The following is a 13,963-nucleotide window of genomic DNA, read 5'->3' as shown; positions in this document are numbered from 1 at the left end:
CCTATTCAGCGTAGCGTCGGGTTTAACCGCTTAGACGGCCAATGGGGTTGTCGATTTGAAGTCTGGCAACGGCGTGGCATCCGCCCGCCCCGTTTTTGGATTGATCGCATACCAGAAGCCATTGACCCTGGACGCGACCACGGCGACGCCCTGGCTGGTTCCAGCCACGCCCGTCGGCGCAGGCGCGGGTGCAGGATCCCACCCTCCCGCCAACCAGTAAGCCCTCAACTTCTCCTCAACGGTGAGCAAGTGTGGCGCGGCCTTGCCCAGCATCGAAGCACTGGGGGCCAGATGCGACAGTTTGAACAGGCCCTTGATAGCGGCATTTACCAATTGCGCATACCCGTCCGCCGGATTCATCACCGCACTGGAGAACAACGCCGATTCCTTGACGAAATTGAAGGCCCTGTCGCCAAAGCTCGCCACTGGCTTTGTCCAGGCAATTTTGGGCCTGGCCGGCGCCACAGTGCTGCCCAGCCGGCGAACCAGGCCGCCTACCGGGTTGGGCGTGAGCGTCTTGGCCGTGCGCAGCAATGAGCGGGCCTGGCCTCCCGCGCCGATAACCAGCCCGCCCACGTCCAACGTCAAGGCAAACAAGCCCTTGCCAATATTCCCGTCCGCAAACTCCTGATAAGCCCCCACGAACGGCACAAGCCCCTTCAAGATGGCCTTGTCACGACCCAGGACTTCCCGCTTTTTTTCCAGCGGCAGTGTGCCCTCGGCCCGTTGCAGCAGCGCGTCGTCGCTTTCATATAAATTACGCTCGGCAATCAGCGTCACGATGCGTTGCGTCTTCGCCGATGCAAAGGTGTCCGTGATGACACTTCCCACTGCACCACCGGCCGCGGGCGTGTCGCCGACAATCGGATTGCCGATGCTTTCAACGATGACTCTGGATGAGACATTCGGCCGGGGCACGGTGCCTTTCAAGTAGGCGTCAAAGTCCACATTCAGCTCGAAACCTGCGGTGAAGGCGGTCGTGTAGATGCCGCTCAACCCCAAGGGATTGGGTTTGCCGGCAAGCACATCGCCCAGCCTCAGGTTATTGGGGAGGTCGGTGCGCTTGGTGATCTTGCCATTGGCAAACACTTCGAAGTAACACACCGCCTTGCCCAGTTCGACCCTCATCAATGTCCCTTGCCGCCCCCGGACCGCCTCTTTATCCGCCTCGGTCTGCTTGACCGGAGGCAGCCCCGTCTCCCCTCGCACGGTGAACAACCTGACCACGCTTTCGGGGTTATTCAGAAGCTGACGATCGGGCAGCGGGAGCTTGGCAAACATGAGTTTGAGCTGGGTTGCGTAAGCTTTTTTGAGCGTCGCGGTGTGCGCATCGACTGCGGTTTTCAGCAGGGCCTTCAAATCGGGCAGCCTGCGAATTCGTTCATCAAGTTCGGCGCGTTTGTCGGCGGGCGCCTCGACGTCCAGGTTGAGTTGATAGGGGCTGGATCGGGGCCGGACCAACCTTTGCGGCATGTCGCTTCTGAGTACCCACTTGCCAGGTATCAGGTCGCCGGTCATGTACGTTTCTACAAGCGAGCGTGTACGCGGTTCGGAAATGGGCAGGTTGCGTCGGGCGCTGACATCGGCAATCAATACCTTCATGCCCTCCAGCTGGCTGGGCGTGCTTGGCGCAAACACCTTGAGCAACTCCCGGAGTGCAATCGCCTTGCGCGCCGGTACTTCTGCCACGGCGTTCATTGCATCGTTGACCTCCTGGCGCTGTTTGAAGAACGCCTGGCTGGCTTTGTTGATCGCCGACCGCGGGTGTTCTCCTCCAGCGGCTGCGGGAATCACACCATTGAGCACCGCCCAATCCAGCAAAATCTTCATGGCGCCCAATTGCATCAAGGTGGCCTGTGCTTCGCTGGTAGGGGCCAGCGCAGCCAGATCGCTGATGTGTGCCTCGTTCATCATGCGGCTGGTCCCTGGCGCCTTGAGCTCCGCCATCTCGCACCCCAGGCGCAGTTCCATCCAGGCAGGCGTGCCGATCCGTATTTCCTTGGGCACCTCCTGGACGAGAAACTCGGGCGCCACCTGAGCCAGACGGATCTGGGCCGCCAACACCGCAAGTTTTGGCTCAAGCCCCCGCTCAAGCTGCAGGTGTTTCTCCAGGTCCCGACGTACCGCAGTCAACGTGCGGCCCATATTGCCCGGTTGGTAAAGGCTATAGCCGCCAATGTAGCCCGGCGCTGCAGGGCCATCCGGCTCTGCGTGCAAGGTGAGCGCGGCCACGGCCAACTGTTGGCGCACCGTCTGGGGCGTTGGCGATTCCCGCCACTTCAGAACATAAGCCAGGTCGTCACCAAAGTTCAGCGCATCGGGGCTGCCGAGAAATTTTTCCAGGTGTTCAGCCGGATGCTGTTGCAGCGCCTCAAGAGTGGTCTGACCAAGGTAATTGAAACGGCTCACGGCCGAGCCACTCAGACGCTCGCCAGCCTGGACCTTGAGGATGGCTTTGTCGCTCGGGGTCAATTGGCCGGGGGACCACGGGGCCTGCATAAGCCCGGAGTAATCACCGAGCGCCGGCGCGGGCGGCAAGGCGCTGCGCAGCCACCGCACCATGTTGCGCGTCTCGCCAGCGGTCCGGGGTGAGCCCAATCCCTTGTGGTCCAGCATCTGGCGGATGTCGTAATAAGGCACCGAGTACAGGGCGTTTCCACGCGACTGGCTCATGTTGACCAAGTGGCGCAGTTCAAGGTCGATGCCGCGCTCGCCAGTGAGGCGGCTGCTCAGGTCTATCCACTTCCCTTGCGGGAGCCGGTGTTCGAATTTGCCTTCGGAAACCCGGAACGGCTGCCCTGGCCAAAACAGGCCCTGGCGTTGCAGAGGCGTGCGCACGGCAGGCAACTCGGTGAACCTCTGCAGGCTCGCCCGCGCCGCATGATCGCCCATCACCATCGGTGAGCTCGCCGACGGTAGCACCGGCTCTTCTGACCAGTCCCACGGCGTATCGTCAGGCGCGTTCTTGACCTGGTTTTCCAGATAGTCGGCCAGGTAGGCACGTTCATCCAGGTCACCGATCGCTTGTCGCACGCCCTCCACGCGCGTGCTGATGAGCCGATACTGGTCGGCGGGCATCACCAGCCCGGTGGTCTGCAGCTGCGTCATCAACCGCTCCCGGTCCCCAGTCCAGACCGGCTCGGGCAAACCGTAGGCCTGCAGGACAACGGAAGTGGGCACCCACGACTCACCCTCCGCCAGGTAATAAATACCCTTGTCGGCCGGGTCCAGCACCTCCCTGATCAAGCGCAGCTTCGCGCTGACTTGCCACCATCCGGAATCGTCCGCGGTGCTGAATGTAACCGCTGTGCGCACGCCGTCGCGGTTGATGAAACCGCTGATACTGTCCTTGTGCAGCCTGAGCCCCTGGGTTTCCAACCCCTTGCTTTTGAACCAGGACTGCAGCTCCGGCTGGGCCAGGACGTGCCGATAAACGTCCAACGCCGCCGCCATGGACGTCCCCTGCGGGACCTCGACAATGGAATAACCCGTGTGCATCGAACTGAGCAGGTCGTTACCAAACGCGGCGTCAACAGACACACGGTCCGGGTTTTCGGGGCGTGAGGAAGGCAGAGTCCAGTGGGGAGGCGATGGTGGCAGGTTGTTGCTCAGGCCGGTGATGGCCGAGTAAATGTGCGCAAGCGTACTGGGTGACCCCAGCCCGGAAAACGCCAGGTACTGACGCGCATCATAAACAGGCTGCGAGTACAGGGTGTTGCCGATCGGCCCGGTCATCTCGACGAGTTGCTTGAAGTCGCCCTCGAGGGCACGGATAGCGGCTTTTTCGGCCGGGCTGCCGCCTGCGCCGACCTTGCTGATCTCATCCTGCAGCATACGGCCCAACGAAAACCATTGAGTATCACGCTGGCGTATTTCCAGGTCGCCCTCGAAAACCCGGTAGATGTTGTCGCCGCCGCCGAAGCCGATCTTCTCGATAAATGTCTTGAACGCTGGCGACGCCAGCCATGCGATAAAGCGTTCGCGAGGCAGCCGGCTGTTTTGCGCCAATGTCGACTCAGGCTGAACCATTGCAGGCTGGTCGCCCAGGTTGAGTGTGCCCTCCTCCTTCGCGTCCCTGATCAGGTTCTGCAGTTGAGACGCCAGGTTCACCCGTGCGTCAATGTCAGCGCTTTTTTGCTGAAGTTCACCGAACTGCTGGCGCCAGAACAGGCGTTTTTCGTCGGTTATCGCGGGCCAGCCAGCGCTCTTGAGCAGCTCGCCCAACGGCTGTCTTTCTTTGTCGGAATGGGGGGGGGCTACGCCGTAGAAATGAAAAACCGCGTCCAAATCACGGAACGGCGCTTTTTTCCTGCCGGGCAGCAATACCCCGAAAGGATCAGGCGACAACTTGTCGGCCGCCTCGGTCACTTTCGCCCCGACCTCGCCCCAGCCTGACCCGTCTGCAGCGGTAAACCTGCGCCTGACCTTTACACCGTTGACCGACACGGTGCCTTCCACGCCGTCACTGAAAACACGCACCGTGGCAACGTCCACGCCATTGGCCTTGAACCAGGCCTGCACCTGTGGCGCCCATGCGGCATTGCTGAGCGCGTCAATAAATGGCCGGATCGAGGCGTTACGCGCAAAGGGCTGGTCTTTGATGTCGCCAGTCATCAACCAGTGAATGAGGGTTTGTTGCAGTTTTTCATCCGCCCTGCGTGCGTCGACGTCCTGCGGAAAGCTTCTGCCTGCATGCTCAGCTTCGGCCGAGTGGCCAGTACTTGCCGATGAGTTTTCGCGCTTGTAGCGCAGTGCGGCCTGTTCAAACCTGGCTTGTGTCAGTTGCCCGTCCAACCGGCGTGGCGCGCCTGCCAGTGACGCATGTTCAGCGTTGCGGGAACTGTCCTGAGGGGTGGGCGCGCCCGGGGAAGCACGCGGTTCAGTTTCACCGTGTAGGCCTGATGGGACAGATGAAGGCGTGGGCGTACGAATCAAGGAAATGGTCGACATTTCAAGCTCTCTTCACGTTTGACCGCAAGAGTTCTAGTCCTTAAGAACCGTCGACAAAAAGACTACGAGAGAACCCGAAGGCCAGGTGTAGGAGAGTTCTCAATCTGTCGCTGAACCTAGCCTGGCGGGCGAGCAGCCGGACTTGAATCAGGCCCGGCTGCTGCTCTGTGCCACGAGGGCTTACAAGATGCGGTACAGCAGCCGCTCGATGCGCACCCGGCTGACCCGTCGCAGGAACTTGCCGACAGCCGGCGGATAGTCCACCAGGGTCTGCAGCTGCTGATACCCTTCGATGCGCGTGGTGTGCTGGAAAATCTGCGCCAGTTCGGTACGCCGCGGCTCCAGCCATTGGCCGCGCGGGTCATCGATGAGCAAAGCGTTTTCCAGGTCGAGTCGGAACGCTCGTGGGTTCAGATTGTTGCCGGTGAGCAAGGTGTAGCGCTGGTCAACCCACATGCCCTTGAGGTGATAGGTGTTGTCGCCGTCGCGCCACAGGTGCAGGTTCAACTGGCCGCTGTCGATCATCGGCTGATGGCGCTTGGCGAAACGGCGCAGGCTGATTTCATACAAATAAGGCAACGCCGCGATCACCTTGAACGGCTCGCTGGGCGGGATGTAAAAGTCGTTGGCGGTTTTGTCGCCAACAATGATGTCGATCTTGACCCCACGCGCCAGGGCGCGATTGATTTCACGGGTCACCGGCAGTGGCAGGTTGAAATACGGCGTGCAGACCGTCAGCTGATGCTGGGCACTGGCGATCAACTCAAGGATCACGCGGTTCAGAGGGTTGTTCTTGCCGACGCCGAGCAGTGGGCTTACCAACAGGTGGCCGTTGGGCAACAGCCCCGCAGTGGTGTCATACGCCGCATGCTTGAGGCGGCTGCGCAAATCGCCGATATCGTTGCGCAGGCTGCGGGTGGTAGGCGGGTTCGGCAGGTCCAGGCGATGCACGGCCTTGGAGGCAATCAAGCCGTGCTCCAGCAAATGCTGCATCGAGTCGGCCAGCGCCTGGCTGTGGATCAGGTGGTAGCGGTCAAAACGGTACTTGTCGAACTTGTGCAGGTACACGTTATTCAAGCTGGCGCCGCTGTACAGCACGCTGTCGTCGATCACAAAGCCCTTGAGGTGCAACACGCCGAACAGTTCACGGGTCTGCACCGGCACGCCGTACACCGGCACTTCGCTGGCGTGGCGTTGGGTCATGGCCTGGTACCAGGCACTGTTGCCGGGTTGCTTGCCTGCGCCAATCAGGCCGCGCTGGGCGCGCAGCGAGTCAACCACCACGACGATGTCCAGCGCTGGCCGTGCAGCCTTGGCGGCGTGCAAGGCATCGTAGATCTCCTGGCCGGCTTCATCCTGCTGCAAGTAGAGCGCAACGATGTAGATGCGCCGCGTGGCCTGGGGGATTTTCTCCAGCAGGCAACGGCGAAACGCATCGGCGCCGGACAGCACGTCGATCGACTCGGGAGACAGTGGGAAACCACGCAGTTTTGGCAACAGGGAGCGTTTGAAGAACGACGGCATAAGGCTCGCAATGGGTCGAATCCGAAGAGGCCCCGAGCTTACACCATGGGGCAGCTCAGGTCTCGTCGCCCGCGATGGAAAAAAGTTAATTGACCATGGAGAACGATCGTTCTACTGTGCGAAGCATGAATGAATTAATCAGCAACGATACTCGCGATATTATCCTCGATGTCACCGAAAAGTTGATCTATCGCCATGGCATCGCCGCCACCGGCATGGACTTGCTGGTGAAAACCGCGGGCGTCTCGCGCAAAAGTATTTACCGGTACTTCGCCAATAAAGATGAGTTGGTGATTGCCGCCCTGCACCGCCGCGATGAGCGCTGGATGCAATGGCTGCGCAGCGAAGTCGAACGCAGTGAAGGCAGTGGAGAACGCCTGCTGGCGCTGTTCGACGCCCTCAAGACATGGTTTGGCTCGGCAGACTTTCGCGGGTGCGCCTTCATCAACACCAGCGGTGAAACCGGCGACCCGCACGACCCGGTGCGCCTGCTGGCCAAGGCGCATAAACGCAAACTGTTCGATTACGCACTGCAACTGTGCAAAGCACATGGCACCCCGGACCCTGAACAGCAGGCCGCGCAACTGCTGATCTTGATCGACGGCGCCATTACCGTTGCCCTGGTGATGGGTGATTCAACAGCTGCTGATAATGCGCGCTGCATGGCGCGAACGTTATTGCAACTTTGAACGCATCAACTGAGCAACTTTCGATACACCTAATTGTTTTCAGGAGCTGCCCATGTCATCCAAGGCACCGTCATCCGACGCAGACGTTCGCCCGCCGCTGCCACCGTTCACCCGCGAGTCGGCCATCGAAAAGGTTCGCCTGGCCGAAGACGGTTGGAATTCCCGCGACCCGCACCGCGTATCGCTGGCCTACACACTGGACACGCAATGGCGCAATCGCGCTGAATTTGCGCACAACCGCGAAGAGGCCAAGGGTTTTCTGACCCGCAAGTGGGCTAAAGAGCTGGACTATCGGCTGATCAAGGAATTGTGGGCCTTCACCGGTAACCGTATCGCCGTGCGCTATGCCTACGAATGGCACGACGATTCCGGTAACTGGTTCCGCTCCTACGGCAATGAAAACTGGGAATTCGACGAAAACGGTCTGATGGCCAACCGCTTTGCCTGCATAAATGACCTGCCGATCAAGGCGAGCGACCGCAAGTTTCACTGGCCGCTGGGTCGACGCCCGGATGATCATCCGGGGCTGTCCGACCTCGGGCTTTAAGCCGGTTGCGACGCGAAATGTGGGAGCGGGCACGCCCGCTCCAGCATTTAGTCCTGATTCAGACCGACCCGATACAGCACACCATTATCCTCATCAGTCAGCACATACAGAAACCCATCCGGCCCCTGCCGCACATCGCGGATGCGCGCTTTCAAACCTGCGAGCAAACGCTCTTCATGGATCACCTTGTCGCCGTCGAACTGCAAGCGGATCAACTCCTGGCTGGCCAGTGCGCCAATGAACAGGTTGTGCTGCCACGCCTTGAAGCGGTCGGCGTCATAAAATGCCATGCCACTGATCGCCGGTGATTTCTCCCAGACGTGATGAGGCGCCACGGTGCCTTCCACTGTCTTGCCCTTGGCCTCGGGAATCGGTGTCAGCGAATAATTGATGCCGTGGGTCGCCAACGGCCAACCGTAATTCTTGCCGCGCTCGATGATGTTGATTTCATCACCACCGCGTGGGCCGTGTTCGTTTTCCCAGATGGTGCCACTCCAGGGGTTCAACGCCAGGCCTTGCGGGTTGCGCTGGCCGTAGGACCAGATCTCGGGGCGTACACCCTGTTGGCCAACGAACGGGTTGTCCTCTGGCACGCGTCCGTCCGGGAAGATCCGCACCACCTTGCCTTGCAACTTGTCCAGGTCCTGGGCGGTCGGGCGATCATTGTTTTCACCCAGGGTCACGAACAGGTAGCCATCGCGGTCGAAGGCCAACCGCGAGCCAAAGTGATTGCCGGTGGACAGCTTGGGCTCCTGGCGCAGGATCACTTTGAAATCCTTCAGGCCGCTCAGGTCATCCGCCAAGCGCCCGCGTCCGACGGCAGTGCCGGCCTTGCCACCCTCGCCGCCGCCTTCGGCGTACGACAGGTAGACCATGCGGTCCTGCTTGAAGTCCGGCGACAGCACCACATCCAGCAAACCGCCCTGCCCTTTGGCCCACACTTGGGGCACGCCGGTCAACGGTGCAGAAAGCTTGCCGTCTGGGCTGACAAAACGCAGATGACCTGGGCGTTCGGTCACCAGAAAGCCTTGCTTGTCCGGCAGAAACGCCACTGCCCAGGGATGGTCGAGGCCTTTGACGATTGGGGTCGCGGTGATGCTGCCTTGTTCGCTCGGGAATTGCTGGGCATCGGCGGCGTAAACCGCCGCCAGTGGCAGCAGAGTGGTTGCGCAAATAGCGGCTAGAAGGGTTTTGCGTAGCAACATAAGACGGAGTCCTTACCGGCGATTGCCGTTGGCATCATAGGTGGGAGCTTTGGTTTCGGTTGTGGGACGGCTCGGGGCGGCCTCACGCTTGGGATAGCGATTGCCAATGCCGCCGTTTTCCACGGTGGGTGCGGGGCTGGTCGGCCCGGTCTGAATTCCCCGTGTTGCCGGCGCATTGGGCTGGGTGCCCTGCATGCTGTTGGGGTTGGCCCGATGAATAGGGCTGTTGTTGGAGTCGTAGCTGCCAGGCAGGTTTTGCGCCTGGGCCAATGGCGTGAGCGCCAGGCCCAACGCCAGTACTGCAAGGTGACGCACACAGCTGTTCATGACAAAGCCTCTCTTGGGCGAGTGGTACGTGCTTTCGATAACACGCTACGCCTTGGGTTCGGCTTTCGACACTAAATTGTTTCTCATGAGGTGTAACACAATCTGTCCGCGCATCTGCTCGCCGAAACTTTTCCCGGCGCCTGTGAGTCACCAGAACACAGTCTCTTCTCAAGGAATTGCAGGCATGCCAAGGGCAATCTGGAAAGGCGCGATCAGCTTCGGCTTGGTCCACATACCGGTATCACTGGTCTCAGCCACGTCTTCCCAAGGCGTTGATTTTGACTGGCTGGACAAACGCAGCATGGACCCGGTCGGCTACAAGCGCATCAACAAGACCACCGGCAAGGAAGTCACCAAAGAGAACATCGTCAAGGGCGTAGCGTTCGAGAAAGGCCGCTACGTGGTGCTCAGCGAGGACGAAATCCGCTCGGCGCACCCCAAGTCGACCCAGACCATCGAAATCATCGCCTTTGTCGCCAGCGACCAGATCCCGCTGCAAAACATCGACACGCCCTACTTCCTGGCCCCGGATAAACGCGGCGGCAAGGTCTACGCACTGCTGCGCGAAACCCTGAAAAAAACCGGCAAGGTGGCCCTGGCCAATGTGGTGCTGCACACCAAGCAGCACCTGGCGGCGTTAATGCCGCTGGAGTCGGCGCTGGTGCTGGTGATGCTGCGCTGGCCTGCCGAAGTGCGCAGCCTGGACGAACTGGAACTGGGCAGCGACGTCACAAAGCCGAGCCTGGCCAAAGGTGAGCTGGACATGGCCAAACGCTTGGTGGAGGACATGAGCGCCGACTGGCAGCCCGACGAATACCGCGACAGCTTCCAGGACAAAATCATGGCGTTGGTGGCCAAGAAGGCCAAGGCCGGCAAGATCGAAGATGTGGAAAGCCAGGAAGGCAGCGAAGAGCGCAAATCGGCGGATGTCATTGACCTCACCGAATTGCTCAAGCGCAGCCTGGCCGGCAAGCCCGCCGCCAAGCGCGCGACGAAAAAGCCTGCCGCGAAAAAATCCGCCAAAAAGGCCTCTTGAGCCCGCCATTTGCTGGAGAACGACATGGCAAAGCCCCTGAGCGAATACAACCGCAAACGTGATTTCGGGATTACCGCCGAGCCCGCCGGCAGTGCGCCCGCGGGCAAACGCAAAGCCACGGCGCTGTCGTTCGTGATTCAAAAACACGACGCGCGAAACCTGCATTATGACTTTCGCCTGGAGCTCGACGGCGTGCTCAAAAGCTGGGCGGTGCCCAAGGGCCCCAGCCTGGACCCCACCCAGAAACGCCTGGCGGTCCACGTTGAAGATCACCCGCTCAGCTATGGCAATTTCGAGGGCAGCATCCCGGCGGGGCAATATGGCGCGGGCGATGTGATCGTGTGGGATCGCGGTGTCTGGCAGCCCCATGAAGACCCGCACAAGGCCTACGCGGCCGGCAAACTCAAGTTCACCTTGGTCGGTGAAAAACTCTCCGGCGACTGGGCCTTGGTGCGCACCCGTCTCAAAGGCAGCGGCGACAAGGAACAGTGGCTGCTGATCAAGGAAAAGGACCAGCAGGCGCGCCCTTCCGATGACTACGACATCGTCGAGGCCGAGCCCAAAAGCGTGCTCAGCGACGCCTCGGTCGGCAAACCCAAAGTGCCGGCCAAACGCCAAAAGGCCGCGGCCGCCAAAAAAGCACCCGTCGCCAAACGCGCCGATGCCCTGCCCGAGCAATTGGCCCCGCAGCTGGCGACCCTGGTCGATCGCGCGCCCGAAGGTGACTGGCAATACGAAATCAAGTTCGACGGCTACCGCATGCTGGCGCGCATTCGCGACGGTGACGTGCGTCTGTTCACCCGTAACGGCAATGACTGGACCGACCGCCTGCCGCGTCAGGTCAAAGCCCTGCAAACCCTCAAACTCAAGGACAGCTGGCTCGACGGCGAAGTGGTCAGCCTCAATGGCGAGGGGCTGCCGGACTTCCAGGCGCTGCAGAATGCCTTCGACATCGGCCGCAGCCTGGACATCGTGTATTACCTGTTCGACGCGCCATTTCTCGACGGCCAGGATCAGCGCAGCGCACCGGTGCAAGAGCGCCGCGCTGCGCTCAAATCCGCGCTGTCCGCGAGCCGCAGCAAACTGCTGCGGTTCTCCGAAGCCTTCGCCGCCAACCAGCGTGACATTTTCGAGAGCGCCTGCGACCTGGCGCTGGAGGGCGTGATCGGCAAGCGCGTCGGCAGCCCATACGTGTCGAGCCGCAATGCCGACTGGATCAAACTCAAATGTCGCTTGCGCCAGGAGTTCGTGATCATTGGCTACACGCGGCCTCAGGGTTCGCGCAGCGGCTTTGGCGCGCTGTTGCTGGCTGTCAATGACGATTCCGGGCTGGTCTATGCCGGGCGCGTCGGTACCGGGTTTGATCAGGCATCGTTGAAAGCCATCTATGCGCAGCTCACGCCCCTGGAACGCAAGACCTCGCCGCTGCACAAAGCGCTGACCAGCGCCCAGGCGCGCGGCGTGCATTGGGTGGAACCTCAGTTGGTTGGCGAGGTGAATTTCGCCGAGTGGACCCGCGAAGGCGTGGTGCGCCAGGCATCATTTGTTGCGTTGCGCACCGACAAGCCGGTGGCGCAGATCATTCACGAGTTGCCGCGCAAGGCCACATCCGTCAGCAAGGCGGCCCCGAAGGCAAAAAAGGTCGGCAGCGGCGTGAACATCACGCACCCTGACCGGGTGATCGACCAGCAGAGTGGTACGCAAAAACAGCAATTGGCCGACTTCTATCAAGGCATCAGCGCATGGATCCTGCCGTTTCTGCAGCACCGACCGGTGTCGCTGCTGCGCGCGCCCGAAGGGATTGAGGGCGAGCAGTTCTTCCAGAAGCATTCCGAGCGCCTGGCCATTCCAAACATCAAACAGTTGGACCCGGCACTGGACCCCGGTCATGCGCGCCTGCTGGAGATCGACACCACCGACGCCCTGATCGGCGCCGTGCAGATGGGCACCGTCGAGTTGCACACCTGGGGCGCGACTGTCGACAAAATCGAAACCCCTGACCTGTTTGTGCTCGACCTTGACCCGGACCCGGCGCTGCCGTGGAAAGCCATGCTGGAGGCGGCGCAACTCACGTTGTCGGTTCTGGATGAGATTGGGCTGCAAGCGTTTGTCAAAACCAGCGGCGGTAAAGGCTTGCACCTGGTGGTGCCGCTGGCGCGCCGGGATGGCTGGGACAGCGTCAAAGCCTTCGCCAAGGCCATCGCGCAGTTCATGTCCGCGCAGTTGCCAGAACGGTTTACCGCGACGTCAGGGCCGAAAAACCGCATCGGCAAGATCTTTATCGACTACCTGCGCAATGCGCGCGGCGCCAGTACGGTGGCCGCCTATTCGGTGCGCGCACGGCCCGGCCTGCCGGTATCGGTACCGGTGAGTCGAGAGGAGTTGAACGGTTTGCGCGGCGCCCAGCAGTGGACGGTGGCAAACCTGCATGAACGTTTGGATAAACTCAAAGCCGACCCGTGGGCCGGCTACGCCAATCGGCAGAAGATCACCAAGAAGATGTGGGACAAACTGGGCGCGAAACCACCCGCGTGATGCGCGCCTGGGTGGGTTCAGATAAGGATAAAGATCAGCGCCAGGCCCGCGAAGATCGCCCACTTTTCCAGGTAGTAGCGCGCGCGATTGCGCTTTTTCAGCTCTTTGCCGCGCAGGCGGATCTTGTACAGGCGGGTGAACGCGCGGTTCAGGCCGCCGGTCTTGTCGCCCTCATCATTGGGTGAACCGGCGGCCGCCATCACGTTACGGCTGAACCAGCGGTTGAACGCCGCTGCCCAGCGGTATTTCATTGGCCGCTCAATGTCGCAGAACAAGATGATGCGGTTCTGCTGGGTGGTGTTTTCCGCGTAATGAATGTAGGTCTCATCAAACATCACCGGCTCGCCGTCGCGCCAGTAATAGCTCTCGCCGTCCACATTGATGTAGCAGCCAGGATCGTTGGGCGTGTCCAGGCCCAAGTGATAGCGGTAGGAGCCGGCGTACGGGTCGCGGTGGCGCACCAGCTTGGAGCCTGGTGGCAGCTCGGCGAACATTGCCGCCTTGATCGAGCCAATGCTCTGCACCAGCTCGGTGGTGCGCGGGCACAGCTTCATCGCCGACGGGTGGCTGTCGCCGTACCACTTGAGGTAGAAACGCTTCCAGCCCGACTTGAAGAACGAGTTGAAACCCACATCGTTGTACTGCTCGGAACGCTTGATCTCGCCCATGCGCATCAGGTTCTGGCCTTCCTGGCGGATTTCTTGCCAATGCTCTTGCAACGGGCTCAGGTCGGGAAAATCGCCGGGCGACAAAAAGGGACGGCTTGGCTGCTTGGAAAACAGGTAAAGGAAGCAGTTGATCGGCGCAAGGAACGTCGAGTGATCGCTAAGCTGGCGGCCCAGCTTGTGTCGCACCCGGCCACGCAGGTGAACATACGCAATGGAGGCAACGTAGAGAGCAACAATGATGAGTTTCAAGGGATTCGTCACACGTCAGAAGAGAACAGGCTGCTCCTGCGTGCCCACAACGGCCGAGGATATATAAGCAGCACCTGAAATCACGGTTACACATAGGCGACTGGACGGGTTGGTTACAATCCGGACCAAGGCCATTGGCCGTTATTTAGCCACAGTTTGTAACCAAAGGTTAACTAAGAATTGTGAAAAGCTGTCCACAGACCGGCTCGGAGCCATCGTGGGCCAGCATTGAC

9 protein-coding genes are annotated in these 13,963 nt (G+C 60.7%); 4 read left to right on the top strand and 5 right to left on the bottom strand.

Going from position 1 to position 13,963, the window contains the following annotated elements:
• Positions 1 to 30 precede the first annotated feature (30 nt).
• Entirely contained in the window at positions 31 to 4,950 is a 4,920-nt protein-coding gene (locus AACU78_RS23515; RefSeq protein WP_146151438.1) for a hypothetical protein, read from the bottom strand.
• A 180-nt stretch (positions 4,951 to 5,130) separates the two neighbouring features.
• On the bottom strand, positions 5,131 to 6,474 hold the full coding sequence (gene pssA, locus AACU78_RS23510; RefSeq protein WP_106578066.1) for a CDP-diacylglycerol--serine O-phosphatidyltransferase: 1,344 nt from the start codon (positions 6,472 to 6,474) through the stop codon (positions 5,131 to 5,133).
• A gap of 125 nt (positions 6,475 to 6,599) precedes the next feature.
• Here pssA and AACU78_RS23505 point away from each other — a divergent pair, with 125 nt between their 5' ends.
• Together AACU78_RS23505 and AACU78_RS23500 are read left to right on the top strand one after the other, a co-directional pair.
• Positions 6,600 to 7,163, top strand: coding sequence for a TetR/AcrR family transcriptional regulator (locus tag AACU78_RS23505; protein WP_106578065.1), 564 nt, complete (start codon positions 6,600 to 6,602; stop codon positions 7,161 to 7,163).
• A 52-nt stretch (positions 7,164 to 7,215) separates the two neighbouring features.
• A complete protein-coding gene (locus AACU78_RS23500) occupies positions 7,216 to 7,710 on the top strand; it encodes a nuclear transport factor 2 family protein (RefSeq protein WP_106578064.1) in 495 nt (164 codons plus the stop codon).
• A 47-nt stretch (positions 7,711 to 7,757) separates the two neighbouring features.
• On the opposite strand, the gene AACU78_RS23495 is transcribed toward AACU78_RS23500, so the two are convergent.
• Complete coding sequence (locus AACU78_RS23495) at positions 7,758 to 8,915, bottom strand: PQQ-dependent sugar dehydrogenase (RefSeq protein ID WP_106578063.1); 1,158 nt, start codon at positions 8,913 to 8,915, stop codon at positions 7,758 to 7,760.
• Between the two features lie 12 nt (positions 8,916 to 8,927).
• A complete protein-coding gene (locus AACU78_RS23490) occupies positions 8,928 to 9,242 on the bottom strand; it encodes a hypothetical protein (RefSeq protein ID WP_106578062.1) in 315 nt (104 codons plus the stop codon).
• Between the two features lie 184 nt (positions 9,243 to 9,426).
• Between AACU78_RS23490 and ku the strand changes: the two genes are divergently transcribed.
• Both ku and ligD read left to right on the top strand, forming a co-directional pair.
• Positions 9,427 to 10,278, top strand: coding sequence for a non-homologous end joining protein Ku (gene ku / locus AACU78_RS23485; RefSeq protein WP_106578061.1), 852 nt, complete (start codon positions 9,427 to 9,429; stop codon positions 10,276 to 10,278).
• A gap of 24 nt (positions 10,279 to 10,302) precedes the next feature.
• On the top strand, positions 10,303 to 12,813 hold the full coding sequence (gene ligD / locus AACU78_RS23480) for a DNA ligase D (protein WP_106578060.1): 2,511 nt from the start codon (positions 10,303 to 10,305) through the stop codon (positions 12,811 to 12,813).
• Between the two features lie 17 nt (positions 12,814 to 12,830).
• Here the strand turns inward: ligD and lpxO are convergent, their stop codons facing one another.
• Positions 12,831 to 13,730, bottom strand: a complete 900-nt coding sequence (gene lpxO / locus AACU78_RS23475) for a lipid A hydroxylase LpxO (protein WP_106578059.1) — start codon at positions 13,728 to 13,730, stop codon at positions 12,831 to 12,833.
• Positions 13,731 to 13,963: the final 233 nt, after the last annotated feature.

Origin of the sequence: Pseudomonas sp. R9.37 (assembly GCF_963878885.1) — a bacterium.
In the GTDB taxonomy this organism is placed as follows: Bacteria; Pseudomonadota; Gammaproteobacteria; order Pseudomonadales; family Pseudomonadaceae; genus Aquipseudomonas.
This window is presented reverse-complemented; position numbering and strand designations above follow the sequence as displayed.

Excerpts from the sequence above, each read along its gene's own strand:
- AACU78_RS23495 (WP_106578063.1), bottom strand. The coding sequence starts at position 8,915 with ATGTTGCTACGCAAAACCCTTCTAGCCGCTATTTGCGCAACCACTCTG.
- AACU78_RS23515 (WP_146151438.1), bottom strand. The coding sequence starts at position 4,950 with ATGTCGACCATTTCCTTGATTCGTACGCCCACGCCTTCATCTGTCCCA.
- AACU78_RS23505 (WP_106578065.1), top strand. The coding sequence starts at position 6,600 with ATGAATGAATTAATCAGCAACGATACTCGCGATATTATCCTCGATGTC.
- ligD (WP_106578060.1), top strand. The coding sequence starts at position 10,303 with ATGGCAAAGCCCCTGAGCGAATACAACCGCAAACGTGATTTCGGGATT.
- ku (WP_106578061.1), top strand. The coding sequence starts at position 9,427 with ATGCCAAGGGCAATCTGGAAAGGCGCGATCAGCTTCGGCTTGGTCCAC.
- AACU78_RS23500 (WP_106578064.1), top strand. The coding sequence starts at position 7,216 with ATGTCATCCAAGGCACCGTCATCCGACGCAGACGTTCGCCCGCCGCTG.
- AACU78_RS23490 (WP_106578062.1), bottom strand. The coding sequence starts at position 9,242 with ATGAACAGCTGTGTGCGTCACCTTGCAGTACTGGCGTTGGGCCTGGCG.
- pssA (WP_106578066.1), bottom strand. The coding sequence starts at position 6,474 with ATGCCGTCGTTCTTCAAACGCTCCCTGTTGCCAAAACTGCGTGGTTTC.